We start from the raw sequence: 19,400 nt of genomic DNA on the forward strand, positions 1-19,400 counted from the left end.
TACGACTGTCTCTTTTAAGATACCTGTCTTGGGGAATGACTATGGTGTTGTTTATTTTTTATTTATAAACACCCTCTTAGATATTCGCGCTTCACCCTCTTTAACCAAAGTCTGGGGTGGATACTTAATAATTAAAGCTTTAATTGCCTCAATCCGTTTGGGTACTGCTGGATGAGTTGTATCAAATTCAGAACCAGGAGTTTGAGCCAAAACCTGCATGACTCTCAAACATCCTTCTGGTTCAAAGCCTGCTTTCACAGAAGCTATGTAGCCAATTTCATCAGCTTCAAACTCTTGTTGTCGTTCTTGTTCTGCTAACCGCTGTTCTAACTCTTTTTTCTTTTTCTCGACAATCTCATTAATGCGTTGCTGTGATTCTACTTGTCGTTGAGTGCCTTGATTGCCAAGAACGGAACCCAGGAAACCACCGACATTTCCCCCGATTACACCACCCAAAACGGCACCGCCAACAGTAGCAGCTGTTGACTCTTGGTTTGCAGTTTCTCTTTCTCCCAGTACTTCTTTGGTTGCTTCTTCCTGAATTTTGGCAATCAACTCAGTTCTTTGAGCTGCGCCAACAGCGATGTGACGCTTGGTGTGATGTCCCATTTCATGGGCAACTACACAAGCTAATGCTGAGGAATCACCAGCTAACTGGTCAAGTATGCCATCGTAAATCGCAACCAAATTAACGTCACTTGCAAATGCATTGACATCATACTTGGGAACAGCCACAACTCGCCAAGGACGATTATCTAATTCGTTGGCACGCGCTATTCTATCTATGACGCGATAGAGAGTATAAAAATCTTCAGGTAATTCTTTTTTAGCTTGCTGGTAAAATGTTGTGGCTGTGGGTGCTGGTTTCTTCTGTTGGACTGGTTTAGCCTGGACTGGCAGCATTGCAGAGAACAAAAGTAGGCATAAGGAACTAGTAGTTAGCAGTGTTCTGTCCCAGTTAAGCATTATTGTTGATACCGCTGTAATACAAGGATGATTTTTATACAATAATGCAAAATAGATTTGGTGTAAATTTAAGATTTACAAAGGTACTACAAAACAAAGTCCGCTCAGGAGGACTTCGGTCTGTTGGCGTTAGCGACGGTAGCCATGTCAGTGGCACAGCGTAGGCATAGCCTGTCGTAGACATCGCTACTCAGAGATAGAAGTTAGAATACACTTACATCAGACTTAGGTAGCTATTTACTGCTTGTGCTGGCGTAATTGCTCTACTATATAATCTTCTAGTTCTTGCCTTTCTCTCTTACTGGCATTTCGTTGATAAGTTCTTCCGGTTTCTTGCATAAACCTGCGTTTTTCGCTTGGAGAAGATTTGAGTTTACCTCCGGTTCCTTGCAGCTTTTGCTGTAATTCTTCCCAAGTCTTTTCCCCCACACTTTCACCTACTTTGACTAGTACCTTTGGTAGTAATATTTTTGCCTCTCTTTGAAAATCTTCTTCTGTCTCAAGGGAAGCTAAATCTATATTGCTGAAGTCGATATCAATTTGAAACTTACTCATAGAATTGTATTTGTTCTTCCAACGATTATTACTACAATGGGGGTCTATGGAGATTACTTTCTAACCTTATTGTTGTCAGATTATAAGTATCAGAATCGAAATATATCAAATTAATTATCAGTCTGCAATTCACCAAAATCCTCAAAAGCACTATTTTTTCTTTGTGCATCTTGGCTCAAATCATGGTTATATCTCAGATAATCATTGATTTTATCGATTTTTAAAGAATGATTTAAGACTTTTATATCCAAAGGAATATATATCTAGTTAATGCAAGCTTAAGCAGGTTACGAGTATTAAAAATGCTATCTTAAGGGCAAAGGTCATTTGCTCAATTTTTGAGGAAAACGCTATGACTACAACGCTCATAGAGGCTACTTCTATAGAGTCATTGCTAGGTAAAGAGGCAGAAGACCTGCTTACCTACAAAGCAAAAGTTTCTCGTGATTTACTACATTTGCCTGGGCCAGACTTTGTAGATCGCATCTGGATCAACAGCGATCGCAACCCTCAAGTATTGCGTAATCTCCAGCTACTTTATTCTACTGGTCGTCTTGCATATACTGGATATCTGTCTATTCTACCGGTGGATCAAGGGATTGAACACTCAGCAGGTGCGTCTTTTGCACCCAATCCGATTTACTTTGACCCAGAAAATATTATCAGGCTAGCGATCGCTTCAGGTTGCAATGCAGTTGCTACCACTTTGGGGACACTAGGTATCGTTTCGCGTAAGTATGCCCACAAAGTTCCCTTTATTGCCAAAATCAATCACAACGAGTTGCTGACTTTCCCGAATCAATTTGACCAAGTATTGTTTGCTGATGTGGAACAAGCTTGGAATTTAGGGGCAGTGGCGGTGGGTGCGACAATTTACTTTGGTTCAGACCAGTCTACTAGACAAATTCAGGAAATTAGCAAAGCTTTTAAACGCGCCCATGAACTGGGGATGGTCACAATTCTCTGGTGCTATCTGCGAAACAACGCTTTTAAACAAGATAAAGATTACCACGTTGCTGCTGACCTCACCGGACAGGCGAATCATTTGGGTGTAACCATTGAAGCCGACATTATCAAACAAAAGTTAGCTGAAAATAACAATGGTTACGGTGCAATTGCCAAAGCCACTGGTAAGAGTTACGGCAAAACAGATGAGCGGGTTTACACAGAGTTGACAACTGACCACCCAATTGATTTAACTCGTTACCAGGTACTAAATTGCTACTCTGGGCGGGTCGGGCTGATTAATTCTGGTGGCGCGACTGGTAAAAATGACTTCGCTGAAGCAGTTCGCACCGCTGTAATTAATAAACGGGCTGGTGGTTCGGGATTAATTTCTGGGCGAAAAACATTCCAGCGTCCCTTTGAGGAAGGTGTGAAGCTATTTCACGCTATTCAAGATGTTTACTTGTCGCCGGATGTGACAATAGCTTAGGGAGTGGAGAGTGGGGACATGAGCGTAACCCATGCCCAATGCCCCATTCCCCATTCCATGCCCAATGCCCACCTTACTTTTTATATATAGATAACCAACCTAGAGGAAGACGTTCACTCCATAACAGTTCTCTAATATTTAATCGTTTGTTAAATATTGAGGAGCAAATATCTCCAATGTTGGAAATCCAGAGAATATTTAATCAATTGCGCCGCAAAATTGCGATAGTCATGCTGGCAAGTTTAGTGTGGCTCATTAGCTTACCTGCTACTTCAGTTCAGGCGGAGGGTTATTATTCGGAAAAAAACCACAAGGTAGAAGTAAATAAACCTTATTACACCACCAAAGACCGACGGGTAGCACAAACTGAATCTTCCAAACCTTATTACGCCACCAAAGAACGTCAGAAGGTAAAAGTTAAGATACCAGCAACTGGCGATAATTATATCGATAGTGGAAAGCGTGCAACAGAAGGGATTTCTAGAGACTCGGAAAGTGAAAGTCGGCTAAGAAATTCCAGAAGTTATGCTGAACCGAGGCGGTGAGGAAGCAGTTAATTTAGAGCGAAAGGCTACGATCGCAGTAATTTTGAAAAAGAAATTACCCAAAATAAAGCCGCTAAAGGGGATTTTGATTGAGTCACTTAACTTCACTACAATCCAAATCCAACAAAAATAATTATCCTTACACTCTACCTCCAAAGAAGGCTTGGTGAGATTGATGAGCCTAGCTGTGTGCCCTTGCATCTATAGACACTTAGCTGCTATATAAAATTGCAAATCTTTATGAACTAAACCAGCGAAGGAATTCTGAGAAAGCAAATCTTGGTAGGGATTCTGGGATATCCTTAGATAAGTGAAAGATTTGCCAAAAAAAAGTAAGAATGAAGCTGGCAGCAAGAGTAAGTCAGGTAACACCTTCATTAACCTTAGCGATCGCAGCCAAGGCTAAGGCACTGAAGGCAGAGGGAATAGATGTTTGTAGTTTTAGCGCTGGAGAACCAGATTTTGATACCCCAGCGCATATTAAAGCCGCAGCAGTCAAAGCTTTGGATGAAGGCAAAACCAAGTATGGTGCAGCAGCCGGAGAACCAAAGTTAAGGGAAGCGATCGCCCACAAGCTTAAAATTGATAACGGTCTTGATTACAAGTCTGAGAATGTCATCGTCACCAATGGCGGCAAGCATTCTCTGTACAACTTGATGGTGGCGCTGATCGATCCAGGTGATGAGGTAATTATCCCTGCACCCTACTGGCTAAGTTATCCCGAAATGGTAACCTTGGTCGGTGGAGTTCCGGTGATTGTGCCTACAGATGCAACGACGGGTTATAAAATTACTCCCGAACAACTCCGTAAAGTAATCACCCCCAAGACAAAGTTATTTATCCTCAACTCCCCATCTAATCCCACTGGGATGGTGTACACGCCAGATGAAATCAAAGCACTGGCGCAGGTAGTAGTTGATGCAGATATCTTTGTCGTCTCTGATGAGATTTACGAAAAGATTCTCTACGACGGTGCAGAACATATCAGTATCGGTTCGCTTGGGAAGGAAATTTTTGACCGCACTTTGATCAGTAATGGGTTTGCAAAGGCTTATTCCATGACTGGGTGGAGACTTGGTTATTTAGCAGGGCCTGTGGAAATCATTAAAGCAGCGAGTACCATCCAAGGGCATAGTACATCTAACGTGTGTACCTTTGCCCAATATGGTGCGATCGCGGCTTTGGAAAGTTCTCAAGATTGTGTCGAAGAAATGCGCCAAGCTTTCGCCAAGCGGCGACAAGTTATGTTAGACAGACTCAACGCCATTCCCGGATTGAGTACCGCAAAACCAGATGGCGCTTTTTATCTGTTTCCTGATATCAGCAAAACCGGTCTAAAATCCTTAGAATTTTGTGACGCTTTGTTGGAAAAACATCAAGTTGCAGTCATTCCCGGAATTGCTTTTGGCGCTGATGACAACATTCGCCTTTCCTACGCCACAGATATGGCGACGATTGAAAAGGGAATGGATAGATTAGAGCAATTTGTCAAGTCGCGTATTTAGTTAGTTGTCATTTGTGAGGAGAATTTATCAACTCTTCAACTTATTAGCTCCACCTTTTCTTAGTCGAAAAGGTGGAGTTCATTTTTAAACCTGAAGTTCTGAGTTCTGAGCTAGAAGTTCCGAGTTCCGAGCTAGAAGTTCCGAGTTCTGAGCTAGAAGTTCCGAGTTCCGAGCTAGAAGTTCCGAGTTCCGAGCTAGAAGTTCCGAGTTCCGAGCTAAAAGTTTCGAGTTCCGAGCTAGAAGTTCCGAGTTCTGAGTTAGAAGTTCCGTGTTCCGAGCTAGAAGTTCCGTGTTCCGAGCTAGAAGTTCCGAGTTCTGAGTTAGAAGTTCCAGACGCTTAAAACATCACTTGTTTTATTGGCTCTAATCCATCTAAAGACAACTCACGGGATTCAAGATAATATAAGATTGCTTCAATAGGGTCTAGTGCTTCAATCGGGTAATGCCTATGCTCGTATGCTTCCACAAGCGTAGTTAAAACTTTCAAGCGGTCAAACTCTGGTGTATTTAGTTCTGCATCAAACAATCTTTCAATTGCATCAAGTGCAGCACAATAATCAGCTTTGGTGCGGATCGGACAGGGTTCAAGCATAGTTATTACTGCCTCAAATATTTATTAAATCTACCTTGTCGGATTTTTTCTGTTTTTAATGTAGATTTGACTGGTAACTTTGATGCAATATAAAAAAATAAGTATATTTTGTTCTCAAAATACTTTTATTTAAAACTTATCAAACGTGGAAAAGTCCTGACTAGGACAACTCCTCCAACCAAGGCAAAAATTGATCCTAAACTAGTAAACATAACAGGTAAAAACCATAAACTTAACCAAGAGTTGATCATGGCAGAATTTGGCTTTTCAGGACTGTATAATATTTCTACCTGCTGACCTTTAGTAAATTCTGGTGGGTTGCTGCCTGAATTTGCTTCAAAAACTGTTGGTTCACCAGAGGGAGTGGTAAATTCCACCACTGGATAGTAGACATAAGAGGAACGGCCCTTACTATCAGTTGATAAACGTTGCACCAAATCGATTATTGTCCCTTGTGCTGGTACTGCGGTGCCCACAAAGGAACGAGTATTCAGCCCAATTATTATGCCCGTGACGGCAATTATGCTGCCAACACCGCCGAATATTGAACCAAATATCCGAAAGAACTTTGTATCTTCATTCATAAAATTTTCAAAAGTTCGATATAGCCAAAAGTTTTGATTTCAACTTTTAGGTCGATATTTTTAGATTAGGTAACAATCGGGTAGAACTAGGGGAGACAAGTCTTGAAACTTTTGTTATTCTCCCCAATGCCTTCTCAAATCTACATCAACTCCATCTCCCGTAACCCCTGGCGTAGTCTCTTCGCTTCATCGGGATTATATCTTTCATGCAGAGCGATCGCTTTTTTAAAAGCTGTTAAACTATCTTGATGATGGCCAGCTTTGAGCAACACTACCCCTAAATTTTGATACGCTTCGGCATAGTTGGGATTTAACGCGATTGCATTTTGGTAACATGCGATCGCATCTGTAAATAAACCCAAAGCCTTAAATATCATCGCCAAATTATAATGTCCAACAACAAAAGTAGGGTCAATTTTCAAAGTTGTGGCGTAAGCAGCTTTTGCACCGTTTAAATCTCCTGCTGCTTTGAGTAAGTTACCCAAATTATTGTATGCTCCTAATTTGAGCATGGGGTAAATTGGCAATTTGATGGCAGTTTTATAGTGAGAAATAGCTTGTGGAAATTTTTGCAACCGACTGTAGGCAATGCCTAAATGATAGTGGAGTTCATATAAAATATCGTAGTTTTCTTCAGCAGCGCTGATTCCTCGTCTCAGCAACTCCATACCTTGGGAAACTTTCCCAGTTTCCACATACAATGCCCCTAATTTACTGCAAACATAGGGATCATCAGGATGAGTAGCGAGAAACCCTTCCATCGCCGTAGCTGCTTTGGCATATTTGTTATTTTGAGCGATCGCACTTTTTTGATATCCTACGTGTGAAAGTGCCACCCCTGGTAAATAGCCCACTTGCCAATGAGGTTCTTTAGTTAAAATTTCTGACACGCTATCATCTACCAAAGCATGATAAGGACGGTCAAAATGAATATCTGGATGATTGCGGAACAGCCTGGAAACCAGAGAATAGGGAGATTGTTCTGCACCAATTTCGTGGCGGACGAGGTTGATGAGCAGGTATTCGTCTCTTGCGATCGCCTCTCGCACTTGCGGTACAATTCCTGGTGTCAGAGTTTCATCAGCATCTAATACCAGAATCCAATCTCCAGTGACATATTTGAGAGCTGCATTGCGGGCAGCACTGAAGTCATTACACCATTTAAAATGATGGACTTTTGCACCGAGTTGTTGGGCAATATTGGGAGTGCGATCGATTGAGCCTGTATCTAAGACTACCATTTCATCGACTACTTTTCTGACACTGTTCAGGCATTTAGGCAGTGTTGCTGCTTCATTTTTCACAATCATGCACAGACTGAGTTTCATATTGCCAATAAATTCTGGATTCAGATTTTTTTGCTTGCTTTAGTGACCAACTTCTATTTTGTGCCGATATAGCATCAAATCATCATATGGCGAGTTTTTAACAAAGCACAGCATAAGGATACTTGATTTGCTATCAAAAATCCTCAAGTTGTACTTCTTAGACAAGCTTACTGAAACTAACTCAAGATATATACATCTTAGGACTTCCGCAGAACACATCCCCCAATCCCCTAAATAAGATCCATCCCTTTTTTAGGGGTGCGCTCTCTTCGCGCAGCGTCTGGGGTCTCCCCCAAGTCGTGGATTAGGAGCGATCGCAGCCAACTCTTACTTTTATGAGTAATTTTAACCAGCCCCACCACAGTACCTGGATACCAACGGGTTTATTACGTCGATGTTTTAAGTAACCTCTATATCAAGCGATGTCTAGCGACAAGCCGCTTCTCTAGGAGACGCTCTACGAATGCGTCTACACTTCCATAGCCCAACTAACTGTTAAGTTCATATAAACTAATTCCTCAGATCACCAACTCCAAAGTGGCTATCGTATACACTGGATACAAAAATGCCATAATTTTTTCAGAAAATTACTTAATTATTGAAGAAGGTTTTGTAGCTCAAAATGACTAAAATATGCACAACCAAGTAACATTAATTGAACATCCATTGATTCAGCACAAACTAACGCTGATGCGTAAAGCTGAAACCAGCACAACTAAATTTCGTACTCTCCTTAAAGAAATTAGCCTGTTGTTAGCTTATGAAGTCACACGGGATTTACCACTGAAATATGAACAGATTAAAACACCATTAGCCCCAATGAATGCACCAATGCTTGCTCCTGATAAAAAGTTGGTGCTAGTTTCTGTGATGCGGGCAGGACAAGGAATTTTGGATGGTATGCTGGAGTTGATGCCATCAGCACGGGTAGGGCATATTGGTTTATACCGTGACCCAAAAACCCTAATTCCTGTTGAGTATTATTTTAAAGTTCCTCATGATGTTGACCAGCGAGATATGCTCGTGGTAGACCCAATGCTGGCGACTGGTAATTCGGCTGTGGCCGCTGTGGAACGGCTGAAATCAACTAATCCCTTATCAATTAAGTTTGTCTGCTTACTCGCTGCACCAGAAGGTATCGAGCATTTTTGTGATGTACATTCTGATGTGCCGCTGTATACTGCCGCCATTGATGATCATTTGGATGAACATGGCTATATTATTCCTGGATTGGGAGATGCAGGCGATCGCTTATTTGGCACAAAATAAGCTGATTAACCATGAGAAAATGATGATCAATGCAGTAATTAACTGGACACTGCACGAATCCTTGATTAACAACTTTTACATTCGTAAAATTTGATAATTTTCTAAAATAAAATCATAGTAAATACATCAAATTGATAAACTAACTTCATATAAAATATTGATTTTCTCGGACTATTTTATGAGCATCTACTATAGTATTGGATATTTAAACTAACAGACTCGAACGTTAAATATTACATTGTAGATAATTATGGAACAATCGACTTTTGGACAATTAGAAACAGAAATATCACAGCAAATCATAAAATTATATAGTGAGAAACTAGGCAAGTCTCCTAGCCTAATTATCTGTCATTTTTTTGATACTGAAATTGTAATTTCTATAGAAAACTCTGTGACCCAAGCAGAACAAACTCTACTGAAGGGAGGTTATGCGATTTTAGCTGAACAAATACGATTATATTTAGACAAAATAATTAAACCAGAATTGAAAAATTTGATTGAAGAAATTATTGGTCAACCAGTCCTAGAACTTATGTCAAACACAAATTTAGCAACAGGTCGTACTGGAATTATTGTAGTTTTCAATCAATTACCTGATCTGCGTAATCTTGAATTTATTCCCAAGGGAAATGTAAAGAACTTAGCTGACTGATGTGGCGACTGATTACTACTTCTAATTGAATAAAATCATAGGGTTTAGTAATGCAATCATCAAATCCTGTGAGCATCGCAGATTCATAATATTGTGCCATTGTTAGAGGTGTTATTGCAATGATTGGGATAGTAGCGGTTTTTGAGTCGTGTTTGAGGTAATTAATAACTCGGTTCGCACTCAAATTAGTTAGCATCATATCTAGCATCTCTAAACTTACACTAAAGTTTTCCTTTTATCCTTACTTACCTGCTGTCCTCTGTTGTAACTGACGTGCAAAAGCGATCGCCTCGGTTGGTGTTGAGACTTTTCCCTCAGCTTGTGCTACGCCAATTTCTGTCAACAATTGGCCGATTATTGAGGAAGCTGGAATATCTAATGCTATAATCAACTCCTTCCCGCTTACTAGTGGAGTGGGATGAGCGACCAGATCATCAGGGTTTAGGTAGCGGTTGATCAAAGGTGCCCAAATAAGGCAGCGTCTTGCTTTGGTTTCCACTGCTGTGTGTAGTGGCTTGTCACCAGACATCGCCTCTACCAAATTATCAAGTGCTACAGCGAGTACTACCGTCGCGGGAAAGACAATATCTGCGTCATGGAAGAAAAAGTATTGTTCTCGCAAGGACATATCGACTACTTGAAGCTGCGGTAACAGTTTCAAAGCAGTGGTTACACCCCGGATTTCGGCACGACTATAAGTTAGTTGCTGTAGCTCTATTTCTGCTAATTCTGGATCTGGGTTGACAAGACAAGCAAGTTTGGCAATACCTAACCAAGTAGTTTTGATACTATCGCGGACATATTCTTGCAGTTGTGCCCCTAATTGTTGCCAATTTTGGGTGAGCAAGGCAGCTGCATTGTCAACTGCTGCTAGTTTGATCAAGCTTTCACGGGTGGTGTTTTTGAAGAAAGGGGCAAGTAAACCATCTTCCCAAGCACTTGTGATCCAGCGAGTACCCTGAGAATTTGCCAGTAGATAGCCAATTTCTACCCTAACTCGTTCGGCTGCAACTTTGCTGATATGTGATGCTAAAGAACGAATTGCGGCTTTGGTAGCTGGCTCAATAGTAAAACCTAGTTGGGCGGCTTGGCGATAACCTCGCATTAACCGCAAAGGATCATCTTCTAAGTTCGCGGGTGATACCATTCGCAAGATGCCCTGTTGTAAATCTGCATAACCTTGCAGAGGATCAATGATTTCTTGGGTATGGGGATTATAGGCGATCGCATTTACTGTAAAGTCCCGTCTGTGCAAATCAACTTCTAAACTATCTCCTTCCTGTTGGGCAAAGTCAGCCGTGGCATGAGGAAAAACCACACGAGCAATTTGTCGTTCGGCATCGAGCAACACAAAACCAGCTTTGTAATGATGAGCGATCGCTCTTGCTACCTTTACCGCCTTGGATGGTATAACAAAATCTAGATCCAAATATTCGCGAGTTCTGCCAAGGATAGCATCTCGGACAGCGCCACCTACCATGTAAGCAGGTTGTGGCAGGAATTTCAAGCTAAAAGGCCAATTTTCGGGAGCTAGGGTAGAAAGAATTGATTCGTGCATTGTAATAAAAATCAACCCAGCAACTCATGAATAACAGTTGGGCTTAAGTTAGATTAACAATAAAGGCCCCTGGAGTTGGTTCTATTATGTGTATTTGCGTGAACTGCCACTATGTAGACCGATGTGTTACCTATCATGCCGTCGAAGGACAGCACCAACAGCCTCACTTGACCGAAACACCAAATTTTGACCCGAATGAACCTTCTATCAATGTCAACATTCGGACTAAAGATGATGTAATTGAAATGGAATGGGATGTTGTTGGTTGTCTGAGCTTCAAACGGGAAACGGGTAAGTGGTCGAAGTTGCGTCCTGGTGAATTAGTGCCGACTTGATAGAAAATGATTGGTGTATCTTACAGCTATTTTCTGGTCAATAGACCACTCGGTAGGGGCACAGCATTGCTGTGCCCTTACGACAGATGTGCTTCAAATACATGATTTCTGCTGTAATGAGATTTTGTCCATCTAAACGATCGCGAATTTATGGTATGGGGAAGAGATGTCAGGAAAGCGATCGCTATTAGAGAGTGAACAGCAAGGGAAGATTTGCGATCGCCTACGGCGGGCGCTTGCGCCATCGCTTTCTGATTTTGCTGAAACAGTAAAACGTTTACCCTAAGACTTCTGTGCAAAGCATAAGAAAAGAAATGTAGTCTATTCAATTAAGAACCGCTATGTTATATGCTTGAATAAATCACGTTAACTTTATAAAAATAGATATTTTAAGTAACTTTGACAACGGAACTAAAAGACCTTGTAACAAATAAATACGCTTTGGCACTACATACCACCACACCCGAATTAGGTTTGGGAATTAGTAATTTTGCTGGTGAAACTCGCTCTCAGGTTTGGAATTTGGGACGTGATTTATCTAGCTTAGTACATCAATATTTAATTGAATTTATCAAACCGCAAACTTGGGGAGATTTGTCATTTATCGCAGTTGCAAAAGGGCCTGGCGGCTTTACAGGAACTCGGATTGGTGTTGTTACTGCTCGTACTTTAGGGCAACAGTTAGAGATTCCTGTATTTGCGATTTCAACTTTGGCTGCGGTAGCTTGGTCAGAAGCAAGCAAAAGTCAAAATCCAAAAACGATTGCTGTGGAAATGCCAGCCCAACGAGGTCAAATTTTCGCTGCTATTTATCAGTTTGAGCCAGATGCTTCTAAACTCAAAGTGTGTTTGCCAGACAGAGTGTTCACACCAGAAGCATGGCAGGAAACTTTAGCGAATTGGAACACTAATTGTCAGTTGATTCAAGCCCAATCTGGTCTAGCAGCGACAGTGACAAGTATTTTGGAACTAGCTAATCTCGATTGGCAAGAGGGCAAGTGTCCTAATTGGTCAGAGGCTTTGCCATATTATGGGCAACATCCTGTAGAACTTTAACTGATATGCGTCAATTCCTTCGCGTCACAGTACATAAATCTAAAATCAGAACAGCCACAGCCAAACTGGGAGAGTAACCAGCAATACTATAGCCCCAGTAGCTAAAGCAGTAACCGCCAAATCGCGGTCGAGATTGAATGTCTCAGCAATTACCAGTGTGCCGAAAGCTGGGGGCATAGCCATTTGTAAGAGAATTACCTTTGCTGTGGAACCAGTTAATCCAAACAGTGGCAATATGCTGCCCAATATCAAGGGAACTAACAACATTTTGATTCCCAAACTCATCCCTGCTTGTGGTAAGCTACGCCAAGATTTGAGCAGTCCTAATCGCATTCCTATTAACACTAGAGATAAAGCTACACTACTCCAAGCCAATTTCTCCAAGCAAAATTCTACTACTGTGGAAATTGTTGCTTCTCGAACCAGCAAGCCAAATCCGAAACTCCATAGCGCAGGATTAATTAAGATGACCCTAGTAGTCTGCCAATGATTCTGGACACCGCCGCCAAAACGGGCTGCTAGTAGAACACCCAAGCCATAAGTTCCTGGGAATGAACCTAACAAATCGTAAAATAACGCCCAAGCAAAGTATTCCTTGCCTAGTATTGCTAAGGTGATGGGAAAGCCAAGATAACCTGTATTACCCAACGTTGCCGCTAGGATCAAGCTAGCCTGAGTTGGTGCTTGGGGGACAGTATTTCTAAAATAGGCTTGTCCTTTAATCCCTAACCAAGCTAAAAATGCTCCGAGTAAAATGGCGAGATAAGCGATTGCAGGTGCAATCCAAATTTGCCCTGACAAGCTAGATTGACGCAAAAAAGATACTATGCTTATGGGTACTCCCACCCAAAAAAGATACTGTCCCAAACGTGTAGGAACTGTTACAGGTAGTTTGCGTCCGAGAATAAAACCTACCAGGACTAATCCTCCCAGCTTGACGTATAGTGCTAAAAGGTTTGTCAAGATTGCGCCTAAGAACCACAGATGTAAAATGCTACCTGTTACGTTTACTTTTGTCCAGTGCAAAATCTGTTATGGCTATCCCACAAAAACAGGAGTTTACCCTTGAATAAGGCTGGGTTTTCTGGAAAACCGCAAAACTCATCGAATGACCTTGGTGATGATATTCCAGTGGCTGTACGCGATACCCCTGTTGCAACACCTAACGTCTGGTTGCAACCCCGAATTATCCTTATTGGGGGAGTTGCGGGATTTGTCTTGCTGGCTTTAATTAGCGGTTTTTTGTTTTTCGTCACTGCACCCAAAAAAATTGCTGATTCTCAACCCTCGGTCACTAGTTCTGCACCTACACCAACTACAGAATCTGATAATGTCAATACTTTGTTAGGGCATCTGGCATACCCAGAAGCCCCTGAGTCAGAACTGGTAACCATCTCCGCAAATAGGGGCATTAGAATGCGAAAATCTGCTGCCCAAAAGTTTGAGGAGATGGTAGCAGCAGCGCGGAGTGCAGGTGTAATTTTAGTACCAATTTCTGGCTTTCGCTCAGTCAAAGACCAGGAGCCATTGTTTTTTGGTGTCGGTGCCCAGCGAAATCAAACACCAATAGAACGAGCTGCCCTCAGCGCTCCTCCTGGTCATAGCGAACATCACACAGGTTATGCTGTGGATGTTGGAGACGGATCAGTACCAGCAACTAATCTCCAAACTAACTTTGACAATACCAAGGCTTATCGGTGGCTGCAAGCAAATGCAGCACGTTTCAGCTTTGAAATGTCATTTCCTAAAAATAATGCTCAAGGTGTGAGTTATGAGCCTTGGCACTGGCGTTTTGTAGGCGATCGCAATAGCTTAGAAATGTTCTACAAAGCCAGAAATTTGAAACCCGCTCAAATATCACCATAGGAGACTGGAGTCAAAATAATTCGTAATTCGTAATTCGTAATTCGTAATTATTAACCCATGCACGCCACTTGCTGTACTTGGGGAAATCCCAAGACCGCAGTGGCTTATAAATGTGTTTGGTCTGTAATATGCGACTAATCATAGTGGTTGCATCAAAGATAGCAATGTCGCTCTAGTTGATGTTGATTAAGGCAATGTACAAGTTAGATTTAAGATTAATTAAGTCTCAGATTTAAGAGCTTAAAAAACGGTAGATTGTTGATTTATCTACCGTTTTTTATGTATGTTCAATATGGTACTCAAAAGTCAAGTAATATTTTTCCTTGCTTTCATTTCAAGATGAATTTTGAGTATTTATTTATCCACAGGTGTTAGTTTTAAAGGATACAATGGCTCAGATCCATTTAATTGCCAAATTCTAAATACCAATACAGCAGCTACAGTTAGCCATACACAGGAAAATGATAAAGTCATTCCCGCTATAGGATTAGTTTGCCAATAAATTGCCGTCACCACTACAGCAGATAACCAAGGGCCGAAAATAACTACAGGTACAGCAGCACCTAATCTCCGTTCTACAGTAAAAATCGTATTCCAAGTATCACCTAAAGCCAGATGTACCACAAACAAAATTAAAGGCAGCACTAAAAATTGGTGATTCATTTGCTGCCAAACCAATACAGAAGAAATTACCCGCAAAACGGCAATTATCATCCAAACTATGGGAAATACTAAAGGTGGAGGAGACCATCTTGGTCTGATCACCTGGTCATAAGTCTGACGAGAACGAGTATTATCTAAAAGAGAAAAAATTCGTGAACGGATACTTAATATAGCAAAAAATAATCCAGTCAATAAAGTGCTAAACCAACTGGGAAAAGAAGAATTGCTATCAATCAACATTACTAATTTTTCCATTCCCAGCAACACGAGAATCATAACTACTATTTGTAGGATAGTCCCTAGTGTATAAACTAAAACTGCTCTGATATCTAGTTCTTGTGTAGTAGCTATTGATGTATGTGGAGACTGTTGTTGATTAAGAGTTTTTACCCCCATCACTGTATTGACAAACTGTTCAAGTATTCCACTATTATTGGATTGATTCATAATTAAGAGATTGTGCGTAGTTTGTAATTAGTAGTATTGGCACTCTCAGGGCTAAAGCCAATGGGATTCTTATTCTTAAGACTTCACAATCTTAATGTCCTGCTTGCACAGGTTCCCAGACTCAATACGTTTGCTCATAGAGCGTACTGATATCTTCTGAGCGTTCTGGTGATTAACACCTAGTTTCGAGGAGCCCTCCCGTACTATTTTCAAGAGTTAAGTTCTCACTCTTGCATTCCAGCATATAGTAATCGTACAAATAAGCGAACGCCATCATCTTTTTTCAAAGTTGCATAAGACAGAGCTTGTGATGCTGACCAATTCCACGTAGGTCTGATAGTAGTTCTGGATGAAATTTCCACCATTTTTCAGGATTTGGCAAGGACGAAGGCTTTTTTGAATATTTTAACTGGTTGACAAAAAGTGCTTTATCTTAATCGGTCAGATTGTTTGGTCGCCGTTAGCTCAAGGGATACTCACAGGCAGATGCCAGCCAGGACAATCTCCACCTCAAGAAATCGAAATGTTTGAAGCCAAACAAGGCCCCTACATTGGGGAGAAAGACAAAACCAGATTTTCTGGTATGTAACGCGGAGCAAGCTAAAATACTTGGGTTAAATCAGTCTTGACAGCCAAATCCACAATACCAATTGTTTAGTTTTCACCCACCAATCGAATTGAGAGGAAATATATCATATTGATTCTGGGCCTCTTGATCGCTATTTAGCTGGATATCTCATTAGTAAAGATGATTTTATGGCTTATATACCTGAGAATATGACCATGATATATACCAGCTTGGGCTGATACAAGAGGCGAATACGGAAAATTTTATCTCTATTATTTACCAGATTTTACTCATAAAATTGAAATTCCAGAGTTATCTGGATTTATCATATATACAAAAGAGTTAGGAAAATGAACAGGAATATTGAGCGCAGTTCCTATCTATAATGCAAGTTTGCTTAGGATAAACGTAGACAATGGTATTTCTGAAATTTCTATTCTGTTGTTAATGATAGTACAAATTTTATGACTCAAATGAAGTGGTACAACGAACCTTCTACCTGGAGTGAACAAGCTAAATTTATTTCTGTTAACGCAGGTGCAAAAACAGATTTTTGGCAAAAGACTTACTATCATTTCATGCGTGATAATGGCAACTTTTACTATCAGGAAGTAAAGGGTGATTTTACAGTTGAGGTCAAAATTAAAGGACAGTATCAGGTTTTATATGACCAAGCTGGATTGATGATTCGGGAGAACGAAAAGACCTGGCTCAAATGTGGAATTGAGTATGTTGAAGAGGTGCAGAACGTCAGCGCTGTAGTGACAAGAGATTATTCAGATTGGTCAGTAGTCCCCTTATCACAACCACCAGTTGCCTTATGGCTGCGGGTACAGCGTCGCTCAGAAACAGTAGAGGTGCAGTATTCCCTAAATGGTGAGAATTATCAAATGCTGCGACTGGCATATCTTACCCATGCAGAAACGGTACAAGTGGGGCTAATGTGTGCCTCTCCGCAAGGTGAAGGTTTCTCAGTAGTCTTTGAAGATTTTAAAATTACTCAACAATAGCAACATCACTAAGTAATCCCTTTCCTAAGAAACCGTATTTGCTTTGGGCTGGGGAACAAGCTCAAAACCTAAAGCTAGAGCCTTTTTCTGGAGGTTATTGATGACTCGTTCCTGGTAAAGTTGCTCATAATAATCCATGCCAGGATCTCGATAGTCACCTCCAGATATCCAAAGTTGGTAGAAAATTCGTGCTAACTTATTGCAGGAACAACTAAAGATTAGTGACTGCGATCGCTTCTTCTAGCGAAATGCTCCATTGCTCCACCAGCATCATTATTATAGTCATCAATCACGATTGACCTCATTGTTATTTGGCGATGGGAAGAAGCAAGGGAGTAGAATTTTCCTCTCTGCCCCCTACACCCCGCCCCTCTGCCTCTTTTCAATGCCCCATGCCCAATTTCATCTGCTGTTTCCTGCGTTCACAGGCACTGGTTTCTGATACTTACCTGGATACTTGCGCTGAAAATATTCCTCCATAATTTGTAAGATCATCGGCGCAGCAATGCTACCACCACCACCGCCGGAATGTTCAGCAAATGCCACAATTAGAACTTCTGGCTGTTCAGCTGGTGCATAGGCTCCAAACCAAGCGTGATTTTGCTTAACACGGCCCTTCCACGCTTCAGCTGTGCCACTTTTACCAGCGACTGGGGGAACTGTTGGCTGCTTCAAAGCTTTACCCGTGCCTTCAGCTACTACTTTTCGTAGTCCCTGACGGAGAACACTTATGGTTGTCGGCTTCATATTTAAAGATTCTCGCCAGCTTTTTGCTTCTTCGTTGTCTTTAAGCAAATGTGGCTGGACTCGGTAGCCACCATTAGCAGGCACGGCAAACATAACGGCGACTTGTAAAGGTGTAGTTTGTAAAGCACCTTGACCAATTGACATATTAATGCTGTCGCCTACAGTCCAAGGTATCTTCCAAGCTTTCTGCTTCCATGTCTCATCTGGCACTAAACCTTTTGCCTCTTCGTTACCAAACTCAAAGCCAGTTCTTTTACCAAATCCATACTTGCGAGTCCATTCAATTAAAGTTGGGCCACCGACTCCCCGACCAATTTGATAGAAGAAAGTATCACTACTCCACTGCAATGCACCGACAAAACCCAATGGGCCAAATCCAGCGTGATTCCATTCACCAAATCGGGTACCGCCAAAAGTTAAGGAACCGTAGGTTTGCAAAACTGTGCTAGGAGAGAATTTACCTGATTCTAGACCGGCTGTGGTGGTGACAATTTTGAAGGTGCTTGCAGGTGGAAAAGCACTGAGGGCGCGATTTACTAAAGGATGGTCGGCACCTTGGACAGTTTCCCAATCTTTTTGGGTGAGTTTCTGCTTCGAGAAAATATTTGGATCAAAGGTGGGGTGAGATACCATAGCTAAAACGGCACCATTCTTTGGGTCAAGTGCCACGATCGCACCGTCGCGATCGCCCAAAGCTTTTTCTGCTGTCTTTTGCATATCCACATCTATAGTTAAGTGCAAATCGTTACCAGCTTTTGCCTGCTTTTCACCTAAAACCCGGAGCGGCCGACCTGCACCATCGACTTCTACCTGCTGACCGCCCCATTCGCCCCGCAGATTTTTCTCATAAGCTTTTTCAACTCCCATTTGACCAATCACATCACCCAATCTGTAGCCTTCCTGCTTCTTTTCTTTTAACTGGTCGGCGGTTAGTTCTCGCGTATATCCTAATACATGTGCTAATTGCTTACCGTGGGGGTAGTAGCGAACCGCTTCTGTATGAATTTCTACGTTTTGGAGTTCAGTTTCATACTCTTTCAATGCGGTAATTTGTGCTTCGTTCAAGTCACGGGCAATCCGTATGAGTGAAGAAGAGTTAGCGCCTGCTTCTTCTAGTTTCTTTTCCATTTCTTCTTGAGGAACGTCAAGAATTTCAGATAGACGTGCTCCCACAACCGACCACGCGGGTTTAGTATGTGCCATCGGCCACAAGTAGACAGAGCGAGGATAGCGAGTACTGGCTAAAAGTTTGCCATTGCGGTCAAAGATGTTGCCTCGTTCTGGTTGTTTAGGGATCATCCGAATCCGATTTGACTCGGCTCGTTTTCGGTGGCTTGCTCCTTCAGTAATTTGCAAATATGCCAAACGAACACTGATCCCAGTCATCATCAATAGAGTAAATATAATTAAAAATATCGGCTGGAAACTCCGTCCGACTGTACGTGTATTTTTTTGTCCGCCAAGTGGAGATGGGTTGAATAAAGTCATAAGACAAAGAGGATTTCAAAATTAAGATTATTTGTAAACAATTCTGCTAAATTCCTAGCAGGGATTTGATAGCAAATTAATCGAGAGTGATTAATTATTTTTAATAGATACCATAAGCTCATATCTTCGATTTCGTCACCCAAAGGCTTTTTGAATTTTGAACTCCGCACACGATTACATAACAGCAGAAATAAAAATAGCATTGAAAATGCTTAAAATGCCTAGAAA

The 19,400-nt window shown here is 41.5% G+C and carries 21 protein-coding genes; 11 read left to right on the forward strand and 10 right to left on the reverse strand.

Features of this window, described 5'->3' with window-relative positions:
* Window positions 1–51: 51 nt before the first annotated feature.
* On the reverse strand, window positions 52–966 hold the full coding sequence (locus ACEYW6_RS14315; protein ID WP_412980215.1) for a M48 family metallopeptidase: 915 nt from the start codon (window positions 964–966) through the stop codon (window positions 52–54).
* A gap of 237 nt (window positions 967–1,203) precedes the next feature.
* Window positions 1,204–1,521 carry a hypothetical protein gene (locus ACEYW6_RS14320; protein ID WP_196514052.1) on the reverse strand — a complete coding sequence of 106 codons (318 nt, stop codon included), beginning with the start codon at window positions 1,519–1,521 and terminating at the stop codon, window positions 1,204–1,206.
* Window positions 1,522–1,873: 352 nt separating this feature from the next.
* Between ACEYW6_RS14320 and ACEYW6_RS14325 the strand changes: the two genes are divergently transcribed.
* From ACEYW6_RS14325 to ACEYW6_RS14345, 5 genes are all read left to right on the forward strand, one after another.
* Entirely contained in the window at window positions 1,874–2,956 is a 1,083-nt protein-coding gene (locus ACEYW6_RS14325) for a class I fructose-bisphosphate aldolase (protein WP_412980216.1), read from the forward strand.
* Window positions 2,957–2,994: 38 nt separating this feature from the next.
* Window positions 2,995–3,501 (forward strand): hypothetical protein, encoded by a 507-nt coding sequence (locus tag ACEYW6_RS14330; RefSeq protein ID WP_412980217.1) that lies wholly within the window; start codon window positions 2,995–2,997, stop codon window positions 3,499–3,501.
* A complete protein-coding gene (locus ACEYW6_RS14335) occupies window positions 3,482–3,634 on the forward strand; it encodes a hypothetical protein (protein ID WP_412980218.1) in 153 nt (50 codons plus the stop codon). Before ACEYW6_RS14330 ends, ACEYW6_RS14335 begins: the two co-directional genes overlap by 20 nt.
* Window positions 3,635–3,839: 205 nt before the next feature.
* Entirely contained in the window at window positions 3,840–5,006 is a 1,167-nt protein-coding gene (locus ACEYW6_RS14340) for a pyridoxal phosphate-dependent aminotransferase (RefSeq protein ID WP_412980219.1), read from the forward strand.
* Between the two features lie 71 nt (window positions 5,007–5,077).
* The gene (locus tag ACEYW6_RS14345) at window positions 5,078–5,347 is read left to right on the forward strand and encodes a hypothetical protein (RefSeq protein WP_412980220.1); all 270 of its coding nucleotides are present in this window, start codon (window positions 5,078–5,080) and stop codon (window positions 5,345–5,347) included.
* On the opposite strand, the gene ACEYW6_RS14350 is transcribed toward ACEYW6_RS14345, so the two are convergent.
* The 3 genes from ACEYW6_RS14350 to ACEYW6_RS14360 all read right to left on the reverse strand — a co-directional run bounded on the left by ACEYW6_RS14350 (window position 5,344) and on the right by ACEYW6_RS14360 (window position 7,510).
* Window positions 5,344–5,598, reverse strand: a complete 255-nt coding sequence (locus ACEYW6_RS14350; RefSeq protein WP_412980221.1) for a helix-turn-helix domain-containing protein — start codon at window positions 5,596–5,598, stop codon at window positions 5,344–5,346. The two genes, ACEYW6_RS14345 and ACEYW6_RS14350, sit on opposite strands and share 4 nt — an antisense overlap.
* 125 nt (window positions 5,599–5,723) lie before the next feature.
* On the reverse strand, window positions 5,724–6,182 hold the full coding sequence (locus ACEYW6_RS14355; protein ID WP_412980222.1) for a DUF3592 domain-containing protein: 459 nt from the start codon (window positions 6,180–6,182) through the stop codon (window positions 5,724–5,726).
* A 140-nt stretch (window positions 6,183–6,322) separates the two neighbouring features.
* Window positions 6,323–7,510, reverse strand: coding sequence for a tetratricopeptide repeat protein (locus tag ACEYW6_RS14360; RefSeq protein WP_412980223.1), 1,188 nt, complete (start codon window positions 7,508–7,510; stop codon window positions 6,323–6,325).
* Window positions 7,511–8,143: 633 nt separating this feature from the next.
* Between ACEYW6_RS14360 and upp the strand changes: the two genes are divergently transcribed.
* Both upp and ACEYW6_RS14370 read left to right on the forward strand, forming a co-directional pair.
* Window positions 8,144–8,779: a uracil phosphoribosyltransferase gene (gene upp / locus ACEYW6_RS14365; protein ID WP_412980224.1), complete on the forward strand. Its 636-nt coding sequence runs from the start codon at window positions 8,144–8,146 to the stop codon at window positions 8,777–8,779.
* A 250-nt stretch (window positions 8,780–9,029) separates the two neighbouring features.
* Window positions 9,030–9,434: a DUF2294 domain-containing protein gene (locus ACEYW6_RS14370; protein WP_412980225.1), complete on the forward strand. Its 405-nt coding sequence runs from the start codon at window positions 9,030–9,032 to the stop codon at window positions 9,432–9,434.
* Here ACEYW6_RS14370 and ACEYW6_RS14375 read toward each other — a convergent pair.
* Together ACEYW6_RS14375 and ACEYW6_RS14380 are read right to left on the reverse strand one after the other, a co-directional pair.
* Complete coding sequence (locus ACEYW6_RS14375; RefSeq protein WP_412980226.1) at window positions 9,397–9,633, reverse strand: hypothetical protein; 237 nt, start codon at window positions 9,631–9,633, stop codon at window positions 9,397–9,399. The two genes, ACEYW6_RS14370 and ACEYW6_RS14375, sit on opposite strands and share 38 nt — an antisense overlap.
* 42 nt (window positions 9,634–9,675) lie before the next feature.
* Window positions 9,676–10,992, reverse strand: coding sequence for a CCA tRNA nucleotidyltransferase (locus ACEYW6_RS14380; RefSeq protein ID WP_412980227.1), 1,317 nt, complete (start codon window positions 10,990–10,992; stop codon window positions 9,676–9,678).
* A gap of 86 nt (window positions 10,993–11,078) precedes the next feature.
* Between ACEYW6_RS14380 and ACEYW6_RS14385 the strand changes: the two genes are divergently transcribed.
* Both ACEYW6_RS14385 and tsaB read left to right on the forward strand, forming a co-directional pair.
* Window positions 11,079–11,327, forward strand: a complete 249-nt coding sequence (locus ACEYW6_RS14385) for a Ycf34 family protein (RefSeq protein WP_100899275.1) — start codon at window positions 11,079–11,081, stop codon at window positions 11,325–11,327.
* Window positions 11,328–11,726: 399 nt separating this feature from the next.
* Complete coding sequence (gene tsaB / locus ACEYW6_RS14390; protein WP_412980228.1) at window positions 11,727–12,383, forward strand: tRNA (adenosine(37)-N6)-threonylcarbamoyltransferase complex dimerization subunit type 1 TsaB; 657 nt, start codon at window positions 11,727–11,729, stop codon at window positions 12,381–12,383.
* A 45-nt stretch (window positions 12,384–12,428) separates the two neighbouring features.
* Here the strand turns inward: tsaB and ACEYW6_RS14395 are convergent, their stop codons facing one another.
* Window positions 12,429–13,346, reverse strand: coding sequence for an AEC family transporter (locus tag ACEYW6_RS14395; protein WP_412980229.1), 918 nt, complete (start codon window positions 13,344–13,346; stop codon window positions 12,429–12,431).
* Between the two features lie 102 nt (window positions 13,347–13,448).
* Between ACEYW6_RS14395 and ACEYW6_RS14400 the strand changes: the two genes are divergently transcribed.
* Window positions 13,449–14,249: a D-alanyl-D-alanine carboxypeptidase family protein gene (locus ACEYW6_RS14400; protein WP_412980230.1), complete on the forward strand. Its 801-nt coding sequence runs from the start codon at window positions 13,449–13,451 to the stop codon at window positions 14,247–14,249.
* Between the two features lie 354 nt (window positions 14,250–14,603).
* On the opposite strand, the gene ACEYW6_RS14405 is transcribed toward ACEYW6_RS14400, so the two are convergent.
* Window positions 14,604–15,359, reverse strand: coding sequence for a TspO/MBR family protein (locus tag ACEYW6_RS14405; protein ID WP_412980231.1), 756 nt, complete (start codon window positions 15,357–15,359; stop codon window positions 14,604–14,606).
* A gap of 1,032 nt (window positions 15,360–16,391) precedes the next feature.
* On the opposite strand from ACEYW6_RS14405, the gene ACEYW6_RS14410 reads away from it, so the two are divergent.
* Window positions 16,392–16,937 (forward strand): DUF1349 domain-containing protein, encoded by a 546-nt coding sequence (locus tag ACEYW6_RS14410; protein ID WP_412980232.1) that lies wholly within the window; start codon window positions 16,392–16,394, stop codon window positions 16,935–16,937.
* Between the two features lie 402 nt (window positions 16,938–17,339).
* Here ACEYW6_RS14410 and mrdA read toward each other — a convergent pair whose 3' ends face one another.
* Window positions 17,340–19,172 carry a penicillin-binding protein 2 gene (mrdA, locus tag ACEYW6_RS14415; protein WP_412980233.1) on the reverse strand — a complete coding sequence of 611 codons (1,833 nt, stop codon included), beginning with the start codon at window positions 19,170–19,172 and terminating at the stop codon, window positions 17,340–17,342.
* Between the last annotated feature and the right edge of the window lie 228 nt (window positions 19,173–19,400).

Origin of the sequence: Nostoc sp. UIC 10607 (assembly GCF_047228265.1) — a bacterium.
Taxonomy (GTDB): domain Bacteria; phylum Cyanobacteriota; class Cyanobacteriia; order Cyanobacteriales; family Nostocaceae; genus Nostoc; species Nostoc foliaceum_A.

Excerpts from the sequence above, each read along its gene's own strand:
- ACEYW6_RS14315 (WP_412980215.1), bottom strand. The coding sequence starts at position 966 with ATGCTTAACTGGGACAGAACACTGCTAACTACTAGTTCCTTATGCCTA.
- ACEYW6_RS14320 (WP_196514052.1), bottom strand. The coding sequence starts at position 1,521 with ATGAGTAAGTTTCAAATTGATATCGACTTCAGCAATATAGATTTAGCT.
- ACEYW6_RS14325 (WP_412980216.1), top strand. The coding sequence starts at position 1,874 with ATGACTACAACGCTCATAGAGGCTACTTCTATAGAGTCATTGCTAGGT.
- ACEYW6_RS14330 (WP_412980217.1), top strand. The coding sequence starts at position 2,995 with ATGCCCCATTCCCCATTCCATGCCCAATGCCCACCTTACTTTTTATAT.
- ACEYW6_RS14335 (WP_412980218.1), top strand. The coding sequence starts at position 3,482 with ATGCTGAACCGAGGCGGTGAGGAAGCAGTTAATTTAGAGCGAAAGGCT.
- ACEYW6_RS14340 (WP_412980219.1), top strand. The coding sequence starts at position 3,840 with ATGAAGCTGGCAGCAAGAGTAAGTCAGGTAACACCTTCATTAACCTTA.
- ACEYW6_RS14350 (WP_412980221.1), bottom strand. The coding sequence starts at position 5,598 with ATGCTTGAACCCTGTCCGATCCGCACCAAAGCTGATTATTGTGCTGCA.
- ACEYW6_RS14355 (WP_412980222.1), bottom strand. The coding sequence starts at position 6,182 with ATGAATGAAGATACAAAGTTCTTTCGGATATTTGGTTCAATATTCGGC.
- ACEYW6_RS14360 (WP_412980223.1), bottom strand. The coding sequence starts at position 7,510 with ATGAAACTCAGTCTGTGCATGATTGTGAAAAATGAAGCAGCAACACTG.
- upp (WP_412980224.1), top strand. The coding sequence starts at position 8,144 with ATGCACAACCAAGTAACATTAATTGAACATCCATTGATTCAGCACAAA.
- ACEYW6_RS14370 (WP_412980225.1), top strand. The coding sequence starts at position 9,030 with ATGGAACAATCGACTTTTGGACAATTAGAAACAGAAATATCACAGCAA.
- ACEYW6_RS14375 (WP_412980226.1), bottom strand. The coding sequence starts at position 9,633 with ATGATGCTAACTAATTTGAGTGCGAACCGAGTTATTAATTACCTCAAA.
- ACEYW6_RS14380 (WP_412980227.1), bottom strand. The coding sequence starts at position 10,992 with ATGCACGAATCAATTCTTTCTACCCTAGCTCCCGAAAATTGGCCTTTT.
- ACEYW6_RS14385 (WP_100899275.1), top strand. The coding sequence starts at position 11,079 with ATGTGTATTTGCGTGAACTGCCACTATGTAGACCGATGTGTTACCTAT.
- ACEYW6_RS14405 (WP_412980231.1), bottom strand. The coding sequence starts at position 15,359 with ATGAATCAATCCAATAATAGTGGAATACTTGAACAGTTTGTCAATACA.
- ACEYW6_RS14410 (WP_412980232.1), top strand. The coding sequence starts at position 16,392 with ATGACTCAAATGAAGTGGTACAACGAACCTTCTACCTGGAGTGAACAA.
- mrdA (WP_412980233.1), bottom strand. The coding sequence starts at position 19,172 with ATGACTTTATTCAACCCATCTCCACTTGGCGGACAAAAAAATACACGT.